23 protein-coding genes are annotated in these 23,486 nt (G+C 71.0%); 3 read left to right on the forward strand and 20 right to left on the reverse strand.

All coding sequences use genetic code 11. From position 1 onward, the window contains the following. Positions 1-35 precede the first annotated feature (35 nt). The 4 genes from ABEA46_RS16030 to ABEA46_RS16045 form a co-directional block, all read right to left on the reverse strand. Positions 36-236: a cold-shock protein gene (locus tag ABEA46_RS16030; protein ID WP_045298154.1), complete on the reverse strand. Its 201-nt coding sequence runs from the start codon at positions 234-236 to the stop codon at positions 36-38. A 132-nt stretch (positions 237-368) separates the two neighbouring features. Continuing rightward, a complete protein-coding gene (locus ABEA46_RS16035; RefSeq protein ID WP_345545851.1) occupies positions 369-938 on the reverse strand; it encodes a LytR C-terminal domain-containing protein in 570 nt (189 codons plus the stop codon). A gap of 85 nt (positions 939-1,023) precedes the next feature. Further along, the gene (locus ABEA46_RS16040) at positions 1,024-1,272 is read right to left on the reverse strand and encodes a DUF3263 domain-containing protein (protein WP_345545852.1); all 249 of its coding nucleotides are present in this window, start codon (positions 1,270-1,272) and stop codon (positions 1,024-1,026) included. A gap of 9 nt (positions 1,273-1,281) precedes the next feature. After that, positions 1,282-2,283, reverse strand: coding sequence for a DUF2332 family protein (locus ABEA46_RS16045; RefSeq protein WP_345545853.1), 1,002 nt, complete (start codon positions 2,281-2,283; stop codon positions 1,282-1,284). A 105-nt stretch (positions 2,284-2,388) separates the two neighbouring features. On the opposite strand from ABEA46_RS16045, the gene msrB reads away from it, so the two are divergent. Both msrB and ABEA46_RS16055 read left to right on the forward strand, forming a co-directional pair. Continuing rightward, positions 2,389-2,793, forward strand: a complete 405-nt coding sequence (gene msrB, locus ABEA46_RS16050) for a peptide-methionine (R)-S-oxide reductase MsrB (protein ID WP_345545855.1) — start codon at positions 2,389-2,391, stop codon at positions 2,791-2,793. After that, positions 2,793-3,329: a nitroreductase family protein gene (locus ABEA46_RS16055; RefSeq protein ID WP_345545858.1), complete on the forward strand. Its 537-nt coding sequence runs from the start codon at positions 2,793-2,795 to the stop codon at positions 3,327-3,329. Before msrB ends, ABEA46_RS16055 begins: the two co-directional genes overlap by 1 nt. Before the next feature lie 19 nt (positions 3,330-3,348). Here ABEA46_RS16055 and aceE read toward each other — a convergent pair whose 3' ends face one another. The 5 genes from aceE to uraD all read right to left on the reverse strand — a co-directional run bounded on the left by aceE (position 3,349) and on the right by uraD (position 9,501). Beyond that, positions 3,349-6,069: a pyruvate dehydrogenase (acetyl-transferring), homodimeric type gene (aceE, locus tag ABEA46_RS16060; RefSeq protein WP_345545859.1), complete on the reverse strand. Its 2,721-nt coding sequence runs from the start codon at positions 6,067-6,069 to the stop codon at positions 3,349-3,351. 64 nt (positions 6,070-6,133) lie between these two features. After that, complete coding sequence (locus ABEA46_RS16065) at positions 6,134-7,690, reverse strand: nucleobase:cation symporter-2 family protein (protein WP_345545860.1); 1,557 nt, start codon at positions 7,688-7,690, stop codon at positions 6,134-6,136. Positions 7,691-7,778: 88 nt separating this feature from the next. Then, on the reverse strand, positions 7,779-8,681 hold the full coding sequence (pucL, locus tag ABEA46_RS16070; protein WP_345545862.1) for a factor-independent urate hydroxylase: 903 nt from the start codon (positions 8,679-8,681) through the stop codon (positions 7,779-7,781). Then, positions 8,681-9,007: a hydroxyisourate hydrolase gene (uraH, locus tag ABEA46_RS16075; protein WP_345545864.1), complete on the reverse strand. Its 327-nt coding sequence runs from the start codon at positions 9,005-9,007 to the stop codon at positions 8,681-8,683. The genes pucL and uraH overlap by 1 nt, the downstream gene beginning before the upstream one ends. Then, positions 9,004-9,501 (reverse strand): 2-oxo-4-hydroxy-4-carboxy-5-ureidoimidazoline decarboxylase, encoded by a 498-nt coding sequence (gene uraD / locus ABEA46_RS16080; RefSeq protein WP_345545866.1) that lies wholly within the window; start codon positions 9,499-9,501, stop codon positions 9,004-9,006. Before uraD ends, uraH begins: the two co-directional genes overlap by 4 nt. A 101-nt stretch (positions 9,502-9,602) precedes the next feature. Here uraD and ABEA46_RS16085 point away from each other — a divergent pair, with 101 nt between their 5' ends. Next, complete coding sequence (locus ABEA46_RS16085; protein ID WP_345545867.1) at positions 9,603-10,382, forward strand: SDR family oxidoreductase; 780 nt, start codon at positions 9,603-9,605, stop codon at positions 10,380-10,382. Positions 10,383-10,506: 124 nt separating this feature from the next. Here the strand turns inward: ABEA46_RS16085 and bcp are convergent, their stop codons facing one another. From bcp to ABEA46_RS16140, 11 genes are all read right to left on the reverse strand, one after another. Next, positions 10,507-10,980: a thioredoxin-dependent thiol peroxidase gene (bcp, locus tag ABEA46_RS16090; RefSeq protein ID WP_345545869.1), complete on the reverse strand. Its 474-nt coding sequence runs from the start codon at positions 10,978-10,980 to the stop codon at positions 10,507-10,509. Between the two features lie 42 nt (positions 10,981-11,022). Then, positions 11,023-11,937: an HpcH/HpaI aldolase/citrate lyase family protein gene (locus tag ABEA46_RS16095; protein ID WP_345545871.1), complete on the reverse strand. Its 915-nt coding sequence runs from the start codon at positions 11,935-11,937 to the stop codon at positions 11,023-11,025. A gap of 55 nt (positions 11,938-11,992) precedes the next feature. Beyond that, positions 11,993-13,345 (reverse strand): allantoinase AllB, encoded by a 1,353-nt coding sequence (allB, locus tag ABEA46_RS16100; protein ID WP_345545873.1) that lies wholly within the window; start codon positions 13,343-13,345, stop codon positions 11,993-11,995. Next, entirely contained in the window at positions 13,342-14,511 is a 1,170-nt protein-coding gene (locus ABEA46_RS16105; RefSeq protein WP_345545875.1) for a glycerate kinase, read from the reverse strand. The genes allB and ABEA46_RS16105 overlap by 4 nt, the downstream gene beginning before the upstream one ends. A gap of 22 nt (positions 14,512-14,533) precedes the next feature. Then, on the reverse strand, positions 14,534-16,327 hold the full coding sequence (gene gcl / locus ABEA46_RS16110; RefSeq protein WP_345545877.1) for a glyoxylate carboligase: 1,794 nt from the start codon (positions 16,325-16,327) through the stop codon (positions 14,534-14,536). Positions 16,328-16,348: 21 nt separating this feature from the next. After that, positions 16,349-17,227, reverse strand: a complete 879-nt coding sequence (locus ABEA46_RS16115) for a 2-hydroxy-3-oxopropionate reductase (RefSeq protein ID WP_345545879.1) — start codon at positions 17,225-17,227, stop codon at positions 16,349-16,351. 68 nt (positions 17,228-17,295) lie between these two features. Further along, positions 17,296-18,120: a hydroxypyruvate isomerase family protein gene (locus ABEA46_RS16120; protein WP_345545881.1), complete on the reverse strand. Its 825-nt coding sequence runs from the start codon at positions 18,118-18,120 to the stop codon at positions 17,296-17,298. Positions 18,121-18,304: 184 nt separating this feature from the next. After that, on the reverse strand, positions 18,305-19,117 hold the full coding sequence (locus tag ABEA46_RS16125) for a bifunctional allantoicase/(S)-ureidoglycine aminohydrolase (RefSeq protein ID WP_345545883.1): 813 nt from the start codon (positions 19,115-19,117) through the stop codon (positions 18,305-18,307). Then, positions 19,114-20,403, reverse strand: a complete 1,290-nt coding sequence (locus ABEA46_RS16130; protein ID WP_345545885.1) for a DUF6986 family protein — start codon at positions 20,401-20,403, stop codon at positions 19,114-19,116. The genes ABEA46_RS16125 and ABEA46_RS16130 overlap by 4 nt, the downstream gene beginning before the upstream one ends. Then, positions 20,400-22,004, reverse strand: coding sequence for a malate synthase A (gene aceB / locus ABEA46_RS16135; protein ID WP_345545887.1), 1,605 nt, complete (start codon positions 22,002-22,004; stop codon positions 20,400-20,402). The genes ABEA46_RS16130 and aceB overlap by 4 nt, the downstream gene beginning before the upstream one ends. Positions 22,005-22,030: 26 nt before the next feature. Continuing rightward, positions 22,031-23,467: an NAD-dependent malic enzyme gene (locus ABEA46_RS16140; RefSeq protein WP_345545889.1), complete on the reverse strand. Its 1,437-nt coding sequence runs from the start codon at positions 23,465-23,467 to the stop codon at positions 22,031-22,033. Positions 23,468-23,486: the final 19 nt, after the last annotated feature.

Here is a 23,486-nt window from a genome sequence, read left to right on the forward strand (position 1 = left end):
CCGGATCGTTCAGCGCATCGCGCGCGCGGAGGGCGTCAGACGACGCGCACCGACTCGGCCTGCGGCCCCTTCTGCCCGGAGCCGACCGTGAACTCCACGGTCTGCCCCTCTTCGAGCACACGGAAGCCCGACATGTCGATGTTCGAGTAGTGGACGAAGACGTCCTGGCCGTCGGCGACGGTGATGAAGCCGAATCCCTTCTCGGCGTTGAACCATTTCACGGTGCCCTGGGTCATGCGTGTCTCCTGTAGCCGGCGGTGCAGGGCTTCATCGTATGCAGGCGCGTGGGCGAGCCCGCTCCGATTCGTCACTTGTTGACACGCAGGCACACAAGTGTTTACCGGCGCGAAACACGGGCCGGCCGGGCCTCAGGGAGCAGGCGTCGCGGACTGGCCGGCGGCGGTGCGGTCGAGGCCGATCACGATGGTGAGCTGCTTCACGTCCGGCGACGGCGGGGGGTAGGCGTCGCTCTGCTCGGTCTCCGCGCCGCCGATGGCCTCGGCGAGACCCTTCGCCGCGGCCTCGTCCGCAGGATCCGTGTAGAAGACGGTGGTCGTCGGGAAGTCCTGCGAGCCCGCGCTGGAGGCGATCACGCTGTCGGCGGGCCAGCCGGCGTTGACCACGGTGTCCTTCAGCTGCGTCGCAAGCCCCTCCTCGGGCGTCGCGTTGAGGATGCTGACCTCGTAGCTCGTGTCCTTGACCGGTGTCACCTCGGGCGCCACGCTCGCCGACGCGGTCGGCGTGGGAGCGAGATCGATGCGGCCCGACGCGATCAGGGTGCCGAAGATGCCGATGGCGATCAGCACGACGGTCGCGAGAGCGGCCCACAGCAGCACGACCCAGCCGCGCATGCGGGGGTTCTCGGCCCGATGGGCTCCGACCCGGTCCGTGTCCGGCAGGTCGTCGAAGCGATCCTGGGGATAGCGGGAGGTCGGCACCCGTCGATGTTACCCGGCCCCGGCTGTGCGTCCGGTCCGCGACAGACCGGTGTGGCGGACCCGGTCCCGGGCGGCCCGCCGCGGGTCAGCGGGCGTCGGCGGCGTGCAGCGCGCGCTCGTGCACGCGCGCGTCGCGCAGGCGGCGCAGGCGCTTGACCAGCATCGGGTCGTGCTCCTGGGCGTCGGTGGTGTCGATGAGCCGGCCGAGCAGCTGGTAGTACCTCGCCGGCGACAGGCCGAGCTCGGCGCGGATCGCCTCCTCCTTCGCTCCCGCATGGCGGCGCCATTCGGCCTCGAAGTCGAGGAGGGCGCGGTCGCGGTCGGTCAGAGGCACACCGCAACGCTAGCCCGCGGCATCCACCGTCGCGTCGTCCGACGCGCGCCAGCGCACGAATCCGCCGAGGGGATCGACCGCCGCGAGCGCCTCGCCGTCGCGCGCGAGCACGAAGCCGTCCCGCATGCCGGGGTCGGCGCTGTGAAGTCCGGGTGGATCGATCGTGATCCACACCGCGTCGAGAGCACGGATCGCCGCGATCAGCCGCCCGCGCCCGGCACGGTCGATGTGGGGCAGCACGCCCGGCGTCGTGACGACGAGCGTCGCGTCGCGTGGCGCGCGGGCGGCCAGCGCGTGCAGCACGGCGGGGTCGGTGGCATCGCCCGCGACCAGCAGCGGCGGATCGGCGGCCGCGATGTCGAGCGCGGCGACGATGCGGTCCGCGCGCCCCGCTTCGCCGGGCCACACCAGGCTCGTGAGGAATCGGCGGTCGCCCGCGTCGGCGGCGTCGAGCGGCTGCAGGTCGATGCCCGCGCGCCACACCACGTGCGGCAGCCGCAGCGACGGATCCCCCGCTGCGTCGCACTCGAGCACGACCGTCGACGTCCCGGCGTCGGGGTCGAGCACTGTCGTGCCGACCGGGCTGCGGTAGCGATACGAGTATCGGTCCGGGTACAGGCACAGCCCCGCGCTCGCACCGACCTCGAGCAGGGCGATCGGCCCCTCGACGCCGGCGAGCGCGGGCAGCAGCGCCGCGCACCGCTGCGGCTCATTGGTCTGCAGCCGGCGGAGGGATGCCTCGGCCACCACCTCGTCGGCATGATCGCGCACCCAGGCGGCCCACACCGGGAACCGCTGCTCGGGAGCGCCGAGCATGCGGGTGATGGCGAACACGAGCGGCGGCTGGCGGCGCGTGGCGGGGATGAGGGCGAGGATGCCGGCCAGATCCGCGTCACCGGCGACGCCGTCGGCCCACTCGGCGTAGAGCTCCGAGCGTCCCGGCGCCTCCTCACGGGCGAACCGTGCGTAGCGCTCGACCACGGCCGCCGTCTCGTCCGGGGGTGCCTCCATCCCGTCATCCTCTCATCGCGCATCGGGACGACCCCGCGCGCCGTCTGCTGGGGTTGAATGGAAGCTGCAGCGCACGTGCCCCGATCGCCGTGCCGAGGAGGACCCATGACCTACGCCGTTGACAAGAGCGACGAGCAGTGGCGCGCAGAGCTCTCGCCCGACCAGTACGCCGTGCTCCGCCAGGCGGGCACCGAGCGGCCGTGGACCGGTGAGCTGCTCGACGAGAGCCGCGCGGGCCTCTACACGTGCGCGGCGTGCGGCGCCGAGCTGTTCCAGAGCGGCACGAAGTTCGACTCGCACTGCGGGTGGCCGAGCTTCTACGAGTCGGTGCGTCCCGAGGCCGTGCAGCTGATCGAGGACGACAGCCACGGCATGGTGCGCACCGAGGTGCGCTGCGCCAACTGCGGCTCGCACCTGGGCCACGTCTTCCCCGACGGCTTCGGCACGCCCACCGGCGACCGCTACTGCATGAATTCGCTGTCGCTGCAGTTCACCCCCGACGAGGCATGATGGCCGGCGCGCTGGACGCGGCGCTCGCGCGCCGCTCGTGGTCGAAGGTCACCCACGAGGCTCCGCCGCACGACGAGCTGCTGCGGCTCGTCGCCGCGGCGGGACGCGTCGCCGACCACTCGTCGCTGCACCCGTGGCGGCTGATCGAGCTGCGCGGCGACGACCGCGAGCGGCTCGGGCGCGCCATCAACAAGGCGGACGGACACAAGGGCTCGTCGTCCAAGCCGCTGCGCGCGCCGCTGCTCATCGCGGTGGTCGCGAGCTACCGCAAGAGCCACAAGGTGCCGCGCTGGGAGCAGGAGGCCGTCGCCTCGGGCGTCGCACACCTGCTGAGCCTGCTGCTGGACGAGGCGGGCTGGGGCGTCATCTGGCGCACCGGCCACTACACGCGTGCCAAGGCGGTGGCCAAGGCCCACGGGCTGAAGAAGAACGAGGAGCTGCTCGGCTGGCTGTACGTCGGCGGCAAGCCGAAGAGCTCCCGCCCGGAACGGCGCAAGACCGTCGACGCGCGGGAGTTCGTCTCTCAGCTGCCCTGACCCGGAGCCCCGCGACCCGTCACGAGTCGCCGCCGGCGGTGCCGGTGGTGCCGGCCGTGACATCCAGCAGCCGGTACCGGGCGATCGCCTGGGCGGCGGCATCCTGAGCCACCTCGCCCCGGCGCGCGAGCAGCTCGAGGGTCCGCACGACGATCGAGTGCACGTCGTTCTTGAAGAACCGGCGAGCGGCGGCGCGGGTGTCCGAGAAGCCGAAGCCGTCCGCGCCGAGCGACGCGAAGTCGTTCGGCAGGAACTGCCGGATCTGGTCGGGCAGCGCCTTCGTGTAGTCGCTGACGGCCACGATCGGGCCCGTGGACTCCGCCAGCTTAGCCGTCACGTACGGCGTGCGCGCGGGCGTCCCGGGGTGCAGGAACCCCTCCTCCTCGGCGGCGACCGCGTCGCGGCGCAGCTCGATCCACGACGTCACGGACCACACGTCGGCGTCGACGCCCCAGTCCTCGGCGAGGATCCGCTGCGCCTCGATCGCCCACGGCACCGACACGCCCGACGCGAGGATGTGCGAAGGGATGCCGGATCCCGAGCGCGGCGAGACGCGATGGATGCCGCGCACGATGCCGTCCACGTCCACGTCCGCCGGCTCCGCCGGCTGCACGATCGGCTCGTTGTAGAGCGTGAGGTAGTACATGACGTTCGGGTCGGGGTGGACGCCGCCGTACATGCGCTCCAGCCCCGAGCGGACGATGTGCCCGATCTCGTAGCCGTACGCCGGGTCGTATGTGACGACCGCGGGGTTCGTCGACGCGAGGATCGGCGAGTGGCCGTCGGCGTGCTGCAGGCCCTCACCGGTGAGCGTCGTGCGACCCGCCGTCGCCCCGATGATGAAGCCGCGCGTCATCTGGTCGGCGGCGGCCCAGAACGAGTCGCCGGTGCGCTGGAACCCGAACATCGAATAGAACACGTAGACCGGGATGAGCGGCTCGCCGTGGGTGGCGTACGCCGTGCCGGTCGAGGTGAACGCCGCGACCGAGCCCGCCTCGTTGATGCCGGCGTGCAGGATCTGCCCGGCAGGGCTCTCTTTGTAGGCCAGCAGCAGCTCGCGGTCGACCGAGGTGTAGTGCTGCCCGTTCGGGTTGTAGATCTTCGCCGACGGGAAGAACGAGTCCATGCCGAACGTGCGCGCCTCGTCGGGGATGATCGGCACGATGCGCGAGCCGATGCCCTTGTCTCTCATGAGGTCGCGCAGCAGACGCACGAACGACATCGTGGTGGCCGCCTGCTGCGTGCCCGACCCGCGCCGGGCGACCTGGTAGGCGGCCTCGCCCGGAAGCTCCAGTGCGGTGTGCGCGGTGCGCCGCTCGGGCACGGAGCCCCCGAGCGCACGGCGGCGATCGAGCAGATAGCGGATCTCGGGCGCGTCCGCACCCGGGTGGTAGTACGGCGGGCGGTAGGGGTCGGCCTCGAGCTGCTCGTCGGTGACGGGGATGCGGAGCAGGTCGCGGAAGGACTTCAGGTCGGCCGGCGTCAGCTTCTTCATCTGGTGTGTCGCATTGCGCCCCTCGAAGTTGGCGCCGAGACCGTAGCCCTTGACGGTCTTCACGAGGATGACCGTCGGCTGCCCCCGGTGGTCGGTGGCCGCCTGGTAGGCCGCGTAGACCTTGCGGTAGTCGTGACCGCCGCGCTTGAGGTTCCAGATCTGCTCGTCGCTGTAGTCCTGCACCAGGTGCGCGGTGCGCTCGTCGCGCCCGAAGAAGTGCTCGCGGATGTAGGCGCCGTTCTCGGCCTTGTAGGTCTGGTAGTCGCCGTCGGGCGTGACGTTCATGAGGTCGACGAGCGCGCCGTCGCGGTCGCGCGTGAGCAGGTCGTCCCACTCGCGGCCCCAGATGACCTTGATCACGTTCCAGCCCGCGCCGCGGAAGAAGGCCTCGAGCTCCTGCACGATCTTGCCGTTGCCGCGCACCGGGCCGTCCAGGCGCTGCAGGTTGCAGTTGACCACGAAGGTCAGGTTGTCGAGCCTGTCGTTGGCGGCCAGCTGCAGCAGTCCGCGGCTCTCGGGCTCGTCCATCTCGCCGTCGCCGAGGAACGCCCACACGTGCTGGTCGGAGGTGTCCTTGATGCCGCGGTTGTGCAGGTACCGGTTGGTCTGCGCCTGGTAGATCGCGTTCATCGGGCCGATGCCCATCGACACCGTCGGGAACTCCCAGAACTCCGGCATCAGCCGCGGGTGCGGGTACGAGCTCAGGGCGTGGCCGGCCCTGGACTTCTCCTGGCGGAAGCCGTCGAGGTCGTCCTCGCCGAGGCGCCCCTCCAGGAACGCGCGGGCGTACATGCCGGGCGACGCATGGCCCTGGAAGAAGACCTGGTCGCCGCCGCCCGGGTGGTCCTTGCCGCGGAAGAAGTGGTTGAAGCCGACCTCGTACAGCGTCGCCGCGCCGGCGAAGGTCGAGATGTGACCGCCGACGCCGATGTCGGAGCGCTGGGCGCGGTGCACCATCACCGCGGCGTTCCAGCGCAGGAAGGCCCGGTAGCGACGCTCGACCTGCTCGTCGCCGGGGAAAGCGGGCTCCTGGTCGGCGGGGATCGTGTTGACGTAGTCGGTGGTCGTGACCGGCGGCAGGCCGGCGCTGCGCACCCCCGCCCGTTGCACGATGCTGCGGACGATCTGCTGCCCGCGCGCCGTGCCGCGGGCGTCGATCAGCGCGTCGAGGGACTCGACCCACTCCGCGGTCTCTTCGGGATCGATGTCGACCGCGGCCTCCGCGGTTCCGGTGGTGGCGCTCATGGCGCTCCTCTCCTGCAGGGCGGGGGCGGGATCCGGTCGGATCCCGCCCCCGCGTGAGATGTGCTCAGTGGTCGCCGGCGGCGTTCTGCTTGTGCGCCGCGGCACGTGCCGGGCGGATCACCGGCTGCGAGCCCGTCGGGATGATCTGCACCTCGTTGCCGTCGGCGGCGATCAGCTTGCCACCCAGGTAATGGTCGCCGTCCTCCAGGGCCGCCAGCTCCTCTTCGCGCACCATGCGCGGTGGCGCGGCGACGAAGACCGACTGCCCCTGCGAGTTGCCCCACGTGATGTGGTTGAACAGGATGTTCAGCAGGATCGCGACGATCGCCGCCGAGCTGATGCCCGAGTGGAAGATCGTGACGAACCAGTCCGGGAACGCCTCGTAGATCGTGGGGGCCACGACCGGCAGCATCCCGACGCCGATCGAGGCCGCGACGATGATGAGGTTCATGTTGTCGCGGTACTCGACCTTCGAGAGGGTCCGGATGCCGGAGGCCGCCACCGTGCCGAACAGCACGATGCCCGCACCGCCGAGCACCGACATCGGCACCGCGGCGACGACGCGCCCGAGGATCGGCAGCAGGCCGAGGACGACGAGGATGCCGCCGCCCGCGGTGACCACGAACCGGCTCCTGACCTTCGTGATGGCGACCAGGCCGACGTTCTGGGCGAAAGCGCTCTGGGTGAACGAGTTGAACACCGGCGAGATGAGGCTGGAGAGCATGTCGGCGCGCAGGCCGTTTCCGATGCGCCGGGAGTCGACCTTCGCGCCGACGATCTCGCCGACGGCGAGGATGTCGGCCGTCGTCTCGGTGAGGATGACGAGCACCACGATGAGCATCGACACGATGCCCGCGATGTTGAAGGTCGGCATGCCGAACGCGAACGGCGTCGGGAACGCGAAGATCGGCCCCTCGAGCACCTTCGAGAAGTCGGCCATGCCGAACGGGATCGCGATGATCGTGCCGATGACGATGGCCAGCAGGATCGACAGGCGCGAGATCGCGGCGTTGCCGACCTTCGAGAGGATCAGCACGATCAGCAGCGTCGCGAACGCCAGCCCGATGTGCGCCATGCTGCCGTAGTCGGGTGCGGCGCGGTTGCCGCCCATGATCCAGTTGGCCGCGACCGGCAGCAGCGACAGGCCGATCATCGTGATGACCGAGCCGGTGACGACGGGCGGGAAGAACCGGATGATCTTCGAGAACACCGGGGTGATCAGCAGGCCTATCGCCGCCGAGACGAGCACGGCCCCGAACACCGCGGTGATCCCGCCGCCGTCGGTCACGATGGCCGTCATGGTCGCGACGCTCGCGAACGACACGCCCTGGACGAGCGGCAGCTGCGCGCCGAACCACGGGATGCCGATCGTCTGCAGCAGGGTCGCGAGTCCGCCGACGAACAGGCACGATGCGATGAGCAGGCCGATGTCGGCGGAGCTCATTCCGGCGGCCGCGCCGATGATCAGCGGCGGTGCGATGATGCCGCCGTACATGGTCAGGACGTGCTGGAACCCGAACGCGATCGACGTCCCGATCGGGAGCTTCTCGTCCTCGGGACGGATCTCTTTGGCTGACGCCTTCGCGGCGTCCTTCTGTGCGGTCTTGCGCGCAGCAGTCATGTGCTGACCTCCTCGTCAGGCAATGAAGAAAAGAATGGATGTCGCGGGCCGGGCCTCTTCGCCCGGCCCGCGTGCCGGTCCCTGTTCGTCAGCAGAAGCCGGCGACGCCGGTCCAGGCCGGGTGGTTCGCCTCGATGCCGTCCCGCAGCACCGTCGCCTCGATGAGGCCGTACGGGCGGTCGGCGGCGTAGAAGACCTCGTTGGGGTTGTCGAGGCCGAACGGGGCGAGGTCGACGACGAAGTGATGCAGGTTGGGCATCGAGAACTTGATCTCGTCGATCTCAGGGTGGGCCTCCAGCACGCGCCGGCCCATCTCGAACAGCGTCTGCTGCAGGGCCAGCGAGTGGGTCTGCGCGAACGCCTCGAGCAGCAGGCGGCGCACGTCGGCGAAGGTCTCGTCGAAGTCGAGGTCGATGCGGTTGTAGCGCCACTTGGTGGTCACCGAGGTCGCGAGGATGCGGTCGTTCGTCTCGACGAGGGTCGTGTACCGGTCGCGCGGGAACCCGTGGAACTCCGAGCCTGTCGACTTCAGCACGGCGAGGTCGTGCAGTCCCGAGATGACTGTCGCGTCGTCACCGTCGAAGGTCACGACGGTCGAGCGCGTCTCGGTGCCGCCGCGGACGAACGCGTGGTCGTGCTCCTGGCCGTCGACCGGGATGCGGCTCCACGTGTACTGCTCGGCCTCCCAGCGCCCGCCGTCGACCCAGTCGAACTCGCCGGTGAAATGGCGGCCGAGGCGCAGCAGGAAGTCCTCGGGGGCGCCGACGCCGTCGCGCGCGAACGCGTACACGGTGTTCTTCTGCGTGTCGGTCGCGACGACCTTCGAGTTGTCGCCCTCGGTGTGGGCGGACGTGAAGTCGCCGCGCAGCTGCGAGGTGACGTTGAGATCGGTGATCTCGTGGCGCGGGGTGTCGCGGTCGATCCGGACGAGGCGGACCTCGGCCTTGCCGTACTGGTTCGCCCCGAGGACGATCGTGCTCTCTGACATCATCAATTCCCTCTGTATGTGGAGTATGAGAACGGACTGATGAGTAGCGGTACGTGATAGTGCTGCTCGGAGTCGGCGACCGAGAAGTCGATCGACACGACGGGATAGAAGGTGTCGCGGCCCGTGCCGGCGAAGTACTCGCCGACGGCGAAGGTGAGCCGGTAGGTCCCTGCCTCGAGGTGTTCGGGGCCGAGGTCCTTGACCCGGCCGGCGTCGTCGGTGACACCGGTCGCGATCGCGGCGCCGTCCCCTCGGGTGAGCGCGACGGCGACCCCGCGGGCGGGACCTCCGAGTGCGGCATCCAGGATGTGCGTCGTGATCTGGCTCATGAGCCGAGGATTCCTTCCAGTCGGAGGACGGCGATCTGTCGCAGCTGGTCGGCCACGACAGGGATCTCCTCCTCTTCGGTGTGCGTCAGCCGCTGCCGCAGGGCGCCGAGGATCTCCTCGGCGCTGCGGCCGGCGGCCCGGATCAGGAAGACGCGCTCGAACTTGTCCTCGTAGGCGCGGTTCCCGGCGGCGAGGGCCGAGGCGACATCGTCGCCCTGGACCCCGAGTCCCGCCTGCTCCGAACGCGACAGCGTCGCCTCTGCGCTCCCCCCGCTCGCGCGCTCCCCGATGCGGGGGTGGTGCGCGAGAGCACCGTCGATCTCGGTGACCGTCCAGGGTGACGCGGCTGTGCGCGCCACCTCGACTGCCTCCTCCACGTTGGAGTAGGGACGGCCCGCGACCACGGCGTCGATCCAGCGATCGATGTCGACACACGGCCGCACGAGTGCTCTCGCGGCGTCTGCGTCGATCCGGTTGAATGCTTCAAGCTCCACTGCTTGTCCTTCGCTCTTCCGTAATGCGAAATCTTCTTTCCATTACATGAGATATCGTCTCCCTCAGAGCTCGCGTTGTCAACCCTTCGGAAGGAAATCGGATGCCCCAGCCCGCTGAATCCGCGCCGCCACCGGTCGCCGCACGCGTCGCCGTCGTCACGGGTGCGGGCACCGGCATCGGGCGCGCCGTCGCCCGCGCGTTCCTCGACGACGGCTGGGCTGTCGTGCTGACCGGGCGCACCGCCGCGACGCTCGAGGAGGCGGCGGCGCAGCATCCGCTCTCACTCTGCGTCAGAGCCGACGTGACAGTCCCCACCGACGTCGACGCGCTGTTCACGGCGGCCGTGGAACGGTTCGGCCGCGTCGACACGGTGTTCAACAACGCCGGCGTGCCCGGTCCGCAGGGCGCGGTCGACGAACTCGCCCTCGACGCCTGGCGGCACACCCTCGATGTCAACGTCACGGGAGCCATGCTCGTCGCCGGCGCCGCCGTGCGCATCATGAAGGCGCAGTCACCCCAGGGCGGCCGGATCATCAACAACGGCTCGATCGCGGCGCACCGGCCGCGCCCGCGCACGGTCGCCTACGCCGTCTCGAAGCACGCCGTGACGGGCCTCACGCGCGCGATCGCGCTCGACGGCCGCCCCTACGGCATCACGTGCGGGCAGATCGACATCGGCAACGCGGCGACGGCGCTGCTGAGCGACCTCGGCCACGGCGGCGGGCACGTGCAGCCCGACGGATCGCTCAAGATCGAGCCGACGTTCGACGTCGCCGAGGCGGCGCGCGCGGTCGTGTTCATGGCGTCGCTGCCGCCGAATGCCGTGATCGGCAGCGTCACACTCACCGCCGCCGGCATGCCGTACGACGGGCGCGGCTGAGCGGCGGAGTCGTCGTTGTTCGACGAGACCGGGGAGTCCAGCCGAGACCAAGGGCGTCATCCTCGGTCTCGCCCAGAATCCCCGGTCTCGGCAACAGGATCCCCGGTCTCGGCGGGGCGAAGCGTCAGGCCGCGAGCTGCTCGCGCAGGCGCGCGACGTGGCCGTTGGGGTCGACGCGGTACTCGGCCGACTCGATCGTGCCGTCGGCCGCGAGCACGAACGTCGAGCGGATGAGCCCGACGCGCTCCTCGCCGTTCACGACCTTCGTGCCCCACGCACCCCACGCCTCGGCGACCGCGTGGTCGGCGTCCGACAGCAGCGGGAACGACAGCTGCTCGGCCTCGGCCCATTCGGCCAGGCGCTCCACGGTGTCGGGCGAGATGCCGACGACCGCGACGCCCGCCGCCTGCAGCGACGCGAGGTTGTCGCGGAAGTCGCACGCCTCGGTGGTGCACCCGGGCGTGAATGCGGCCGGGTAGAAGTACACGACGAGCCGGCGGCCCGCGAAGTCCTCGGGTCGCACGAGGGCGCCGGTGGCGTCCGAGAGCGCGAAGCCCGGGTTGGTGTCGCCTGCGGAGAGGTGGATGCCGTCAGCCATGCGAGTGTCCTTTCGAAGGGTGTGCGCGGTCCGGGGCCGGGCTCACGAGGTGGGGTGCACCCCGAACGCGAGCGCCAGCTTCTCGATCTTCTGCGCCCGGCCGAGGCGGGGCAAGTCGCTGCCGTCGCGGACGACGCGACCGCGGCCCTCGAAGTCCTCGAGGAAGTCCAGCGCCCACAGCACCTCGCTCGGCGTGGGGCAGATGACCTCGTTGATGACGGGCGCCTGCTCGGCGGCGAGGCACAGCTTGCCGGTCATGCCCATCGACACCGTGATGCCGGACTGCTCGCGCAGGGTGGGCATGCTGTTGCCCACGGTCGGCCCGTCGATCGGGCCGGGCAGGTTGCCGACGCGGCTGGCGACCACGAGCCGCGCGCGCGGGTAGGCCATGGCCTCGGCGTCTGCGCTCATGCCGGTGTCGCGGCGGAAGTCGCCACTGCCGAACGCGAGGCGGAACGCGCCGCGCGCACGGGCGATATGCGCGGCATCCTCCATCCCGATGGCCGACTCGATGAGCGCGACGACCGGCACGTTGCCGCCGAGGCGGTCGAACGAGCTCGTCACCTGCGCCGGCGACTCGGTCTTGGCGAGCATGATGCCCAGGAGCGACGGGATGCCGGCCAGTGCCGCCAGGTCATCGGCCCAGAACGGGCTGGCGGCGTCGTTCACGCGCACCCACGCGCGGCCTCCGCCGCGCAGCCAGTCGACGACGTCCTGCCGCGCCTGCGGCTTGTTGCTGGGGTCGACCGCATCCTCGATGTCGAGCACGACGGCGTCGGCACGCGAGTCGGCCATGTCGTCGAACGTGTCGGCGCGCGTGCCGGGGACCAGCAGCCACGACCGGGCGATCGACGCGTCGACGGGGCGGTGCCGCGGCGCACGTGTCGCGATCACGCTGCGGAGGTCGTCCTCGGGATCGAGGACTTCGGGGCCACTGCTGTACGGGTCTGCGGACATCTCACTCTTCTTCCGAACATCTGGGGGCGCGGTCACGCGGACCGGCGGGTGGATCTCAGGCCGCGCCGCGGCGGATCAGGCGTCCGCGCGGCTCGGCGAAGTCGACGCGCTCACCGCGCAGGAACGTCTCGCGCACCACACCCGACAGCGCCTTGCCGTCGTAGGGGGTGAGCGGGTTCTTGTGGTGCAGCTTGTTCACGTCGACCACGTACGCGCTGTCGGGGGCGAACACCGACATGTCGGCGTCGAACCCCAGCGCGAGCTTTCCCTTGCGGGTGAGTCCGGCGAGGGCCGCCGGACGCGCCGACATCCATTCCACCACGGTCTCAAGCGGGATGCCTCGCGTACGCGCTTCGGACCACACCAGCGACAGGCCCAGCTGCAGGGATGCGACGCCGCCCCAGGCGACCGCGAAATCGCCGTTCTCGAGGTCCTTGAGGTCCAGCGTCGACGGCGAGTGGTCGCTGACGATGCAGTCGATCGTGCCGTCGACGAGCCCCTGCCACAGCAGCTCGCGGTTGGACGCCTCGCGGATGGGCGGGCAGCACTTGAACGCGGTCGCGCCGTTGGGGATCTCTTCGGCCAGGAGCGTCAGGTAGTGCGGGCACGTCTCGACGGTGAGGCGCACGCCGTCGCGCTTGGCGCTGGCGATCATCGGCAGCGCGTCCGACGACGACAGGTGCAGGATGTGGGCGCGGGCGCCGGTCCAGCGGGCGCGCTCGATGACCTCGGCGATCGCGATGTTCTCGGCTCCGCGCGGGCGTGACGCGAGGAAGCGGTCGTAGTGGTCGCCCTCGGCCGACGGCGCACGATCGATGGCGCGCGAGTCCTCGGCGTGGACGATGAGCAGCGAGTCGAAGCTCGCGAGCTCCGCCATGTCGCGCTCCATCTCATCGGCCTCGAGGTGCGGGAACTCGTCGACGCCGGAGTGCAGCAGGAAGCACTTGAAGCCGAACACGCCGTCGTCGTGGAGCGCGCGCAGGTCGCCGGTGTTGCCGGGGATCGCCCCGCCCCAGAAGCCCACATCGACGAACGCCTGGTCCTTCGCGACGCTGCGCTTGAGCTCGAGCGCCTCGACGTTGACCGTCGGCGGGATGCTGTTCAGGGGCATGTCGATGATGGTGGTGACGCCGCCCGCGGCGGCGGCCTTGGTCGCCGAGGCGAAGCCCTCCCACTCGGTCCGGCCGGGCTCGTTGACGTGCACGTGCGAGTCGACCAGACCGGGCAGCAGCGTCTCGTCGTCCTGCAGCGTGATGATCTCTCGACCCTGCAGGTCGTGGCCGAGCGGCTCGATGGCGACGATCACGCCGTCGGTGATGCCGATCTCGCGGGCGGCGAAGCCGGCGGTGGTGAGGATGCGCTCACCACGCACGACGAGGTCGTATTCGGGGGTCTGGTTCTCGCTCATGAGGTGGTGCTTTCGGTGAGGGGTTCTGCCCGGACGGCGTCGGTGCCGTCCGGGAGGTCTGCTGCCAGCTCGGCGCCGATGTCGCGGAGCAGCCGCGCGGCGTCGCGCATGCTGATCTCGGGATCGGGCTCGCGCGCGGCGAGGGCGTAGGTGCGGACGAAGCCGGCCGCGCGCAGCCGGTCGTCGTCGAGGGTGGTGCGTCCGCAGACGGCGACGACGGGGACGGATGCCTCTGCCGCCGCGATCGCGACGCCCACGGGCGTCTTGCCGCCGAGGGACTGCTCGTCGATGCCGCCCTCGCCGGTGACGACGAGGTCCGCGCCGGCGAGGCTCTCGCGCAGGCCGGTGAAGTCGAGGACGACGTCGATGCCGCTGCGGCGCTCGGCGCCGAGGGCGGCGACCGCCGCGAAGCCGACGCCTCCGGCCGCGCCGGCCCCGGGTGCATCGGCGGCGTCCGGCACGCCGAACGCGTCGGCGACCAAGGCCGCATAGTGCGCGAGCGCGGCATCCAGCTGGGCGACGTCGTCGGGCGTCGCGCCCTTCTGCGGTCCGAACACGGCGGCGGCCCCGTTCGCTCCGAGCAGCGGGTTGTCGACGTCGCTGGCGAGGGTGATGGATGCCTCGGCCAGCCGAGGATCGAGGGCCGAGGCATCCACTGTCACAAGTCGCGCGAGAGCGGCGCCGCCCCCCGGAAGCACCGCCCCCGCGCCGTCGAGGAGCCGCAGGCCGAGCGCCTGCAGCATGCCGGCACCGCCGTCGGTGCCGGCGCTGCCGCCGACGCCGAGCACGATACGCCGCGCACCGGCGTCGAGGGCCGCGGCGATCAGCTCGCCGGTGCCGCGGCTGGTCGCACCCCGCGCATCGCGGACGGCGCCGGGCAGGACGGCGAGCCCGGACGCGAGGGCCATCTCGATGACCGCCTCGTCGCCCCGCAGTCCCCATTCCGCCGAGACCGGCTCGCCGGTGGGTCCGGTGACGACGGCGGTGCGGCGTGCGAAGCCGGCGCCGATAGCGGCGTCGAGCGTGCCCTCTCCCCCGTCGGCGACCGGCACCAGCTCGACCTCGGCATCCGGGCGCACGGCCCGGATGCCGTCGGCGACGGCGCGCGCCACCCCGGACGCGTCCAAGGAGCCCTTGAACTTGTCGGGGGCGATGACGATCCTCATGTTCGGCCTTCGGTGAGGGAGTTCAGTCGACCAGAGCGTAGACCGCCGCGGGGGCGTCCTCGCCCTTCTCGGCGAGATCCTCGAACTCGACCATGTTGTCGAGCTCGGTGCCCATCGCGATGTTGGTCACGCGTTCGAGGATCACCTCGACGACGACAGGCACCTGGAACTCGTCCTTGAGCCGCTCGGCCTCGGCGAAGGCCGCGGGCAGGTCCTCGGGGCGCTCGACGCGCAGCGCCTTGCAGCCCAGGCCCTCGGCGACCTTGACGTGGTCGACGCCGTACCCGTGCGCGACACTGTCGGTGTCGTACGGGGTGTTGATGTTGTCGAAGGCGAGCGAGACTTCGAAGTCCATCTCGAAACCGCGCTGCGACTGGCGGATGAGGCCCAGGTAGCTGTTGTTCACGACGACGTGGATGTACGGCAGCTTGTGCTGAGCGCCCACCGCGAGCTCCTCGATCATGAACTGGAAGTCGTAGTCGCCGGACAGTGCCACCACGGGCTCGCCCGGCTTGCCACGCACCACGCCGAGGGCCGCAGGACCCGTCCAGCCCAGGGGTCCCGCCTGACCGGCGTTGATCCACCTGCGAGGGCCGTATACGTGCAGCAGCTGCGCGCCGGCGATCTGCGACAGGCCGATCGTGGTGACGTAGGTCGTCTCGCGCGGGAAGGCCAGCACCATCTCCTGGTACACGCGGTGCGGCTTCATCGGCACGTTGTCGAAGTTGGTCTTGCGCTGCAGCGTGGCCTTGCGGATGCGGCAGTCCTCCGCCCAGCCGAGGTACGACGGCAGGGAGCCCGCGGCCCGGCGCTCGCGCGCGACCTCGAGGATCGCGTCGAGGAAGAGCCCGGCATCCGAGACGACGCTGTAGTCGGGCGCGAACACACGGCCGATCTGCGTGGGCTCGATGTCGACGTGCACGAACGTGCGGCCCTTGCGGTACAGGTCGAGGCCGCCGGTGTGGCGGTTCGCCCAGCGGTTGCCGACGCCCAACACGAAGTCCGACTCGAGGAAGCTGGCATTGCCGTAGCGCTGCGAGGTCTGGATGCCGACCATGCCGGCCGCCAGCGGGTGATCGTCGGCGATCGAGCCCCACCCCATGAGCGTGGGCACGACCGGCACGCCCAGCAGCTCCGCCAGTTCGACCAGCCGCTCCGACGCACCGGCGTTGATGACGCCGCCGCCCGAGATGATGAGCGGGTGCTCGGCCGCGGTCAGCAGGTCGAGCACCTTCTCGGCCTGCGCGCGGGTCGCGGCCGGCTTCGCGATCGGCAGCGGCTCGTACGTGTCGATGTCGAACTCGATCTCGGTCATCTGCACGTCGAACGGCAGGTCGATCAGCACCGGACCGGGACGCCCTTGCCGCATCACCTGGAACGCCGTCTGGAAGGCGCCCGGGATCTGGCCGGCCTCGAGCACTGTCTTCGCGAACTTCGTGACCGGCTTCGCGATCGATGCGATGTCGACGGCCTGGAAGTCCTCCTTGTCGAGCTTGGCGACCGGCGCCTGACCGGTGATGCACAGCATCGGGATCGAGTCGGCGATCGCGGCGTACAGACCGGTGATCATGTCGGTGCCCGCGGGGCCCGACGTGCCCAGGCACACGCCGATGCGGCCGTCGCCGGTGCGGCTGTAGCCGTCGGCCATGTGCGAGGCGCCCTCGACATGGCGGGCGAGGGTGTGACGGATGCCGCCGTGGGCGCGCATCGCGGAGTAGAGCGGGTTGATCGCGGCCCCGGGCAGTCCGAACGCCTCGGTGGCGCCCTCTCTGATCAGGATCTGCACGATGGCGTCGACGGCACGCATGCGAGTCATGGGGGTTCTCCTAGCAGTGGGTCAGTCGCGGCCGGACAGCTCTGCGGTGAGCTTGAACAGGCCCGAGTGGTCGAGTCCGCCGTCGCCGCGCGCGACCAGCGAGGTGACGAACTGAGCGACCGCCGAGCCGAGCGGGACGGTGATGCCGGCCCGGCGTGCGGCCGCGGTGACGATGCCCAGATCCTTGTTGTGGAGGGCGAGCCGGAAGCCGGGGGCGAAGTCGCGGTTCCGCATCTTCTGCCCCTTCTGGTCGAGGACCTTCGATCCGGCGAGACCGCCGCCGAGAACCGTGAGGGCGGCGTCGGTGTCGACGCCGTAGGCCTCGAGGAACACGACGGCCTCGGCGAGCGCCTGGATGTTGACGGCGACGATGAGCTGGTTGGCCGCCTTGACGGTCTGGCCGGCGCCCGCGGGTCCCACGTGCACGATCGTCTTGCCGATGGCGTTGAGGACGGGCTCGGCCTTCGCGAAGTCCTCTGCGGTGCCGCCGACCATGATCGACAGCACGGCGTCGATGGCGCCCTGCTCGCCGCCCGAGACGGGGGCGTCGACCACGCCGAAGCCCGCGGCGACGGCCTCGTCGGCCAGCTCCTTGGCGACGTCGGGGCGGATCGACGAGTTGTCGATCCACAGCGCGCCGGGCTTCGCGTTCGCGAACACGCCGTCCTCGCCGCGGACGACGCCCGCGACGTCCGGCGAGTCGGGCACCATCGTGATGATGACGTCGGCGTCCGTGACGGCCTCGGCGATGCTGCCGGCGCCGCGCCCGCCCGCCGCGACGAGGGCGTCGACCGGGCCCCGGCTGCGGTTGTATCCGGTGACGGTGTACCCGGCGGTGACGAGGTTCTTGGCCATGGGCAGGCCCATGATCCCGAGACCGATGACTGCGACGTTGCTCATTGTTCTGGTCCTTGCGTATCGAAAGAGAAGTGGATGCCGGCGGCCCGTGGTGCTCGGATGCTCACCCGTCAGCGGGCGGCGGCGTAGCCGCGCTCGGCGACGGGGAGCCACGCGAACGGGTCGGCGGCGTCGGTCTTGTACTCCAGACCGACGACGCCGGCGTAGCCGAGCGCCTGCGCGTCGGAGATCCACTGCCCGAGCGGCAGGTCCCCGGTGCCGGGCTCACCGCGGCCGGGGGCGTCGGCGATCTGGATGTGGCCGAAGTCGGCGGCGTGGCCCGCGATGACGGCGGGCACGTCGTCGCCGCCTGCGGCGAGGTGGTAGTAGTCGGCGAGCAGGCGCACGTTGTCGATGCCGTGCTCGGCACGGACGCGGTCGATGATCGCGAGCGCGTCGGCGGCCGTCTTGAGCGGGTAGGCGGGCGTGCCGCTCACCGGCTCCAGCAGGACGATGCCGTCGAGCTCCGCGACCGCACGGCCGGCGGCGGCGAGGTTGCGCACCGCGAGGTCGTCCTGCGCCGCCGGGTCGACGCCTTCCAGGCGGTTGCCGTAGAGGGCGTTGAAGGCCTTGGTGCCGAGGCGCCGGCCGATCTCGACCACGACGCCGATGTTGGCGGCGAACTCGTCTTCGCGGCCGATCCATGACACCAGCCCCCGGTCGCCGCCCGGCATGTCGCCGGCGAAGAAGTTGAGGCCGGTGAGCTGCGCGCCGGCGTCTTCGACGGCCGCGACGAACGCGTCGACGTCGGCGGTGGCCGGCACCGCCTCGGCGAACGGCCACCAGAACTCGACGGCGTCGAACCCGGCGGCCTTGGCGGCGGCCGGACGCTCGTGCAGCGGCAGCTGCGTGAGCATGATCGAGCAGTTCACCGTGTAGCGGGTCGTGTCGCTCATGAGACTTCCTTGTCAGTTCTGAGTGATTCCGAATCGTGGAATCTAAGTTCTGCGATATGAAAAGAGTAGAACACATCGTGGATGCCGTCAACCCTCGGATGCGGCATCCCCCACGGGCTCCCACTGCCGGCGAACGCCGAACGGGCGGGCACCCGAAGGCGCCCGCCCGTTCGTCCCCGCCGGATCAGGTGAGGCGGATCTGGCGGTTCATGTCCTTGTAGAGGAGGTAGCGGAACGGCTCGGGGCCGCCCGCGTAGCAGGCCTGCGGGCAGAACGCGCGCAGCAGCATGTAGTCGCCCGCCTCGCACTCGACCCAGTCGTCGTTGAGGCGGTAGACGGCCTTGCCCTGCAGCACGAACAGGCCGTGCTCCATGACGTGCGTCTCGGCGAACGGGATCGATCCGCCGGGCTGGAAGGTCACGATGTTGACCTGCATGTCATGGGCCATGTCGCTCGCGTCCGAGAAGCGCGTCGTCGCCCACACCCCGTCGGTGTCGGGCATCGCGACAGGCTCGATGTCCTGGTCCCGCGTGACGAAGGATGCCGGGGCCGGCACGCCCTCGAGCCACTCGTACGCCTTGCGGATCCAGTGGAAGCTCGTGCGCTCGGAGCCGCGGTTGGCGAGCGACCACTCCGCGCCCGGTGCGAGGAAGGCGTAGCCGCCCTCGCCGAGCACGTGCTCCTCGCCGTCGAGCGCGAGCGTCAGCTCGCCGGCGGTGACGAAGACGACACCCTCGACGCCGGCTTCGGGTTCCGGCTTGGCGGCGCCGCCGCCGGGGGCGATCTCGACGATCAGCTGCGAGAACGTCGTCGCCGAGCTCGGCGTCGGCCGCGCGAGGATCCACGCCCGGGTGTCGGTGAAGCCCGGCAGGCTCGACGTGACGATGTCGCGCAGCACGCCCTTCGGGATGAAGGTGTACGCGAGCTTGACGACGGCCCTGTCGGTAAGCAGGTCGGACTGGGGCGGCAGTCCGCCCTGCGGGGTGTAGTAGCTCATGCGGGCTCCTCGGTCGTGACGGATGTCGTGGCCAGTTTCGGGTGTGCGAGGGCAGTGAGGGCCGCGCGGTCGATGCCGGCGGCATCCTGGACCTCCGCCTCGGTCACCGCACCGCAGGCGATGCCGCGCAGCACGAACGCGGCCAGCGCGCGCGCCGTCGCCGGCTCGTCCATCACCGCGCTCTCGACGCGGTGGACGTAGTCGCGCAGCCGCGTCGTCGCCGACGCGAGCCCCTCACGGTAGAACAGCGTGTTCGCCACGAAGCGGGGCACCAGCTGCGCCGGGTGCAGGTCCCAGCCCTGGTAGTAGCCGCGCTCGAGCGACCGGCGCGTGAGACGGGCGCTCAGCGCCCAGGCGGCGCGCACCGCATCGTCGTCGCCCACCGGGAGGATGTTGGTCGAACCGTCCGACAGGCGCACACCGGTCTGCGCGGCCGCGACCTGCATCACGTTCTTGGCGTGGTCGGCGGCCGGGTGCTCCATCGACTGGTATGCCGCTGCGATCCCGAGCGATGCGCTGTAGTCGTACGTGCCGTAGTGCAGGCCGCTCACGCGCCCCTCGGCGGCGTGAATGGCCGCGGCCAGCGGCGACGTGCCGTCGGGGCCGACGATGAGCTGCGGCGTCTCGACCTGCACCTCGAAGCGGAGGCGGCCCGGGGTGAGCCCGTAGTGCTCCTCGAAGCGGTGGCAGATGTGCGCCATCGCCTCGACCTGCGCGACGGTCGTGACCTTCGGCAGAGTGAGCACAAGGCCGTCGGGCAGCTCCCCCGCGTCGAGCAGGGTCGTGAGGAACAGATCGAGCGAGCGGATGCCGCGTGCCCGGGTCGGCTCCTCGAAGCACTTGAACCGGATGCCGATGAAGGCGGGGGCGAGACGTGCGTCCACGGCGGCGATGATCTGCTCGGCGGCGCGGCGCACGTCGGCGTCCTCGGCCTCGTCACCCCGGTCGCCGTAGCCGTCCTCGAAGTCCAGACGCAGGTCCTCGATCGGCTCGGTGCGCAGCTTCGCCTCGACGAGGCTCGCGACGTCGGCCGCGAACTCCTCGGGCACGCCGAGCTCGCGCACGACCGCCGACATGCCGCCCAGGTCCAGGGCCGCGGCGAGCGCGGTCGCCCCCCATGCGGCCGGCAGCGTCGGCGCGTACCGGTCGGCCGGCACGTACACGGTGTGCACGGGCTGGCGCGACCCGTCGTCGCCCGGGAACCGCTCGGCCAGCAGCCGGTCCGTCGCGGCGAGGAACCGGTCGAGCTCGGCGAGGTCGCCGGGCGCGAGCAGCCGCTCGGTCATCGCGCGACCACCAGGTCGTACGCCGGGGTGGTGAGGAAGTCGGTGTACTCCTCCGACAGGCAGATGTCGGCAACGAGGTCGGCTGCAGGCCGGTAGTACCGCCCGAACTGGTCGTCGCCCACCTCGCCCTTCAGCCGCGCGGTCTCCTCATCGAGCAGGCGGCCCACGAGCTCGCGCGTCACGGTCTCGCCGCTGTCGGCGAGCACGACGCCGTTGCGGATCTGCTGCCACACCTGCGACCGCGAGATCTCGGCGGTGGCGGCATCCTCCATGAGGTTGTGGATGGCGACCGCGCCGTTGCCCGACAGCCACACCGCGATGTACGCGATCGCGACGTAGAGGTTCGTGCGCAGACCTGTCTCGGTGACGGCGCCGGGGGCCGACGCGACGTCGAGCAGCTGGCCGGCGGTGACGTCGACCTCGGGACGCTGGCGGTCGAGCTGGTTCGGCTTGTCGCCCAGCACGGCGTCGAACACCGCACGGCAGATCGGCACCAGGTCGGGGTGGGCGACCCACGAGCCGTCGAAGCCGTCGTTCGCCTCGCGCGTCTTGTCGGCGCGCACCTTCTCGAACGCGGCCTCGGTGACCTCGGGCTCGCGGCGGTTCGGGATGAAGGCGGCCATGCCGCCCATCGCGAACGCTCCGCGGCGGTGGCACGTCTTGACCAGCAGCTCGGTGTACGCGCGCATGAACGGCGCGGTCATCGACACGTCGGCGCGATCGGGCAGCACGAAGGACTCCCCCGCGTCGCGGAAGTACTTCACGATGCTGAACAGGTAGTCCCAGCGACCGGCGTTCAGGCCCGCCGCGTGATCGCGCAGCTCGTAGAGGATCTCGTCCATCTCGAACGCCGCCGGGATCGTCTCGATGAGCACGGTCGCGCGGATCGTCCCCTGGGGGATGCCGAGCGCGTCCTGCGCGAACACGAACACGTCGTTCCACAGACGCGCCTCGAGGTGGCTCTCGGTCTTGGGCAGGTAGTAGTACGGGCCCTGGCCGTTCTCGAGGAGCTGCCGCGCGGTGTGGAAGAAGTGCAGGCCGAAGTCGACGAAAGCGCCGACGGCGTCGCGGCCGTTCACCTCGACGTGCTTCTCGTCCATGTGCCAGCCGCGCGGGCGCGCCACCACGACGGCGAGAGGGGCATCCTCCCGCAGCGCGTAGACCTTGCCCTCCGGCGACGTGTACGCGAGCGTGCCCCGTGCGGCGTCGCGCAGCGTGAGCAGCGCGTCGACGACGTTGAACCACGTCGGCGTCGAGGCGTCCTCGAGGTCGGCGAGCCACACCTTGGCGCCGGAGTTGAGGGCGTTGATCGCCATCTTGGCCGGCGAGGCCGGGCCGGTGATCTCGACACGGCGATCCTGCAGGGCCGCCGGCGCCGGCGCGACGGTCCAGTCGCCGGCACGGATGTCGGCGGTCTCGGGCAGGAAGTCGAGCCGGCCGGTGCGCGCGACCTCGTCGCGGCGGACGCGGCGCGCGGCGAGCAGCTCGTCGCGGCGAGCGGCGAACCGCTCGTGCAGCTGCTCGACGAACGCGAGCGCCTCGGGCGTGAGGATCTCGTCGGCGCGCTCCGGAACCTCGGCGGAACGGACGTGGATGGTCATGGGGGGCTCCTCTCAGGGGCGGGTCGTCAGGCGGCGGTGCGCTCGAGGTCGTCGGCGTCGGCGGCCGCCGCGATGGGCGTCTCTCCGCGTGCGGCCGCGGCCACCGCGGCGGCGACGTCACCGGCGACCTGCGGGTCGAACACGCTCGGGATGATGTAGCTCGCGTGCAGCTCGTCGTCCGACACGCGCTTCGCGATGGCGTCGGCTGCCGCGACGAGCATGGCCGGCGTGATCTCGACGGCGTGGGCGTCCAGCAGTCCGCGGAAGAACCCGGGGAAGGCCAGCACGTTGTTGATCTGGTTCGGGAAGTCGCTGCGACCGGTGGCGACGACCGCCGCGTGGCGGGCCGCCAGCACCGGGTCGATCTCGGGGTCGGGGTTGGCCATCGCGAACACGATCGCGCCCTGGGCCATGCTCGTGACCTCGGCCTCGCCGATCACGTCGGGCGCCGAGACGCCGATGAACACGTCGGCGCCGACCAGGGCATCGGCGAGGCTCCCCGTGACGCCCTCGGCGTTCGTGTTCGCTGCGAGCCAGCGACGGTGCTCGTCGCCGTACCGCTCGCCGGCGTGGATGATGCCCGCACGCCCGGCGGCCACGATGTGCCGCGCGCCCTCGGCCTTGAGCAGCTGGATGATCGCAGAACCGGCCGCGCCGACCCCCGACACGACGATGCGCACGTCGGCGAGCTGCTTGCCGACGACGCGCAGCGCGTTGTGCAGCGCCGCGAGCGTGACGATGGCGGTGCCGTGCTGGTCGTCGTGGAACACCGGGATGTCGAGCTCGTCGCGCAGGCGGGCCTCGATCTCGAAGCAGCGCGGCGCCGCGATGTCTTCGAGGTTGACGCCGCCGTAGACGGGGGCGATGGCCTTGACGATCTTGACGATCTCATCGGTGTCCTGCGTGTCGAGGCACACCGGCCAGGCGTCGACGTCGGCGAACTGCTTGAACAGCGCGGCCTTGCCCTCCATGACCGGCAGTGCCGCGGCGGGGCCGATGTTGCCGAGTCCGAGCACGGCGGACCCGTCGGTCACGACGGCGATCGTGTTCCGCTTGACGGTGAGGTTGCGGGCGTCCTCAGGACGCTCGGCGATCGCGAGGCACACCCGGGCGACGCCCGGCGTGTAGGCGCGCGACAGGTCGTCGCGGTTTCGCAGCGGCACCTTCGGCACGATCTCCAGCTTGCCACCGAGGTGCATCAGGAAGGTGCGGTCGCTGGTGTGCAGCACCGAGACACCTGCGAGGGCGGCGAGCACCTCCTGCACCTGCGTGCCGTGATCGGCGTTCGTGGTGTTGCAGGTGACGTCGACGACCAGGGCGTCCGGCCGGGACTCGACCACATCGAGCGCGGTGACGGCGGCGCCGGCACGGCCGACGGCGGCGGCGAGCTCCGCGGTGGAGCTGACGCTCGCGGGGGCCTGCACGCGCAGCGTGATCGAGTAGCCGGGGCTGGGGTTCGCCATTGATCCTCCTCGTTCGCTC

This window comes from Microbacterium jejuense (genome assembly GCF_039544225.1).
GTDB classification, from domain to species: Bacteria; Actinomycetota; Actinomycetes; order Actinomycetales; family Microbacteriaceae; genus Microbacterium; species Microbacterium jejuense.

Excerpts from the sequence above, each read along its gene's own strand:
- ABEA46_RS16030 (WP_045298154.1), bottom strand. The coding sequence starts at position 236 with ATGACCCAGGGCACCGTGAAATGGTTCAACGCCGAGAAGGGATTCGGC.
- ABEA46_RS16045 (WP_345545853.1), bottom strand. The coding sequence starts at position 2,283 with ATGGAGGCACCCCCGGACGAGACGGCGGCCGTGGTCGAGCGCTACGCA.
- msrB (WP_345545855.1), top strand. The coding sequence starts at position 2,389 with ATGACCTACGCCGTTGACAAGAGCGACGAGCAGTGGCGCGCAGAGCTC.
- ABEA46_RS16055 (WP_345545858.1), top strand. The coding sequence starts at position 2,793 with ATGGCCGGCGCGCTGGACGCGGCGCTCGCGCGCCGCTCGTGGTCGAAG.
- aceE (WP_345545859.1), bottom strand. The coding sequence starts at position 6,069 with ATGAGCGCCACCACCGGAACCGCGGAGGCCGCGGTCGACATCGATCCC.
- ABEA46_RS16065 (WP_345545860.1), bottom strand. The coding sequence starts at position 7,690 with ATGACTGCTGCGCGCAAGACCGCACAGAAGGACGCCGCGAAGGCGTCA.
- pucL (WP_345545862.1), bottom strand. The coding sequence starts at position 8,681 with ATGATGTCAGAGAGCACGATCGTCCTCGGGGCGAACCAGTACGGCAAG.
- uraH (WP_345545864.1), bottom strand. The coding sequence starts at position 9,007 with ATGAGCCAGATCACGACGCACATCCTGGATGCCGCACTCGGAGGTCCC.
- ABEA46_RS16085 (WP_345545867.1), top strand. The coding sequence starts at position 9,603 with ATGCCCCAGCCCGCTGAATCCGCGCCGCCACCGGTCGCCGCACGCGTC.
- bcp (WP_345545869.1), bottom strand. The coding sequence starts at position 10,980 with ATGGCTGACGGCATCCACCTCTCCGCAGGCGACACCAACCCGGGCTTC.
- ABEA46_RS16095 (WP_345545871.1), bottom strand. The coding sequence starts at position 11,937 with ATGTCCGCAGACCCGTACAGCAGTGGCCCCGAAGTCCTCGATCCCGAG.
- allB (WP_345545873.1), bottom strand. The coding sequence starts at position 13,345 with ATGAGCGAGAACCAGACCCCCGAATACGACCTCGTCGTGCGTGGTGAG.
- ABEA46_RS16105 (WP_345545875.1), bottom strand. The coding sequence starts at position 14,511 with ATGAGGATCGTCATCGCCCCCGACAAGTTCAAGGGCTCCTTGGACGCG.
- gcl (WP_345545877.1), bottom strand. The coding sequence starts at position 16,327 with ATGACTCGCATGCGTGCCGTCGACGCCATCGTGCAGATCCTGATCAGA.
- ABEA46_RS16115 (WP_345545879.1), bottom strand. The coding sequence starts at position 17,227 with ATGAGCAACGTCGCAGTCATCGGTCTCGGGATCATGGGCCTGCCCATG.
- ABEA46_RS16120 (WP_345545881.1), bottom strand. The coding sequence starts at position 18,120 with ATGAGCGACACGACCCGCTACACGGTGAACTGCTCGATCATGCTCACG.
- ABEA46_RS16125 (WP_345545883.1), bottom strand. The coding sequence starts at position 19,117 with ATGAGCTACTACACCCCGCAGGGCGGACTGCCGCCCCAGTCCGACCTG.
- ABEA46_RS16130 (WP_345545885.1), bottom strand. The coding sequence starts at position 20,403 with ATGACCGAGCGGCTGCTCGCGCCCGGCGACCTCGCCGAGCTCGACCGG.
- aceB (WP_345545887.1), bottom strand. The coding sequence starts at position 22,004 with ATGACCATCCACGTCCGTTCCGCCGAGGTTCCGGAGCGCGCCGACGAG.
- ABEA46_RS16140 (WP_345545889.1), bottom strand. The coding sequence starts at position 23,467 with ATGGCGAACCCCAGCCCCGGCTACTCGATCACGCTGCGCGTGCAGGCC.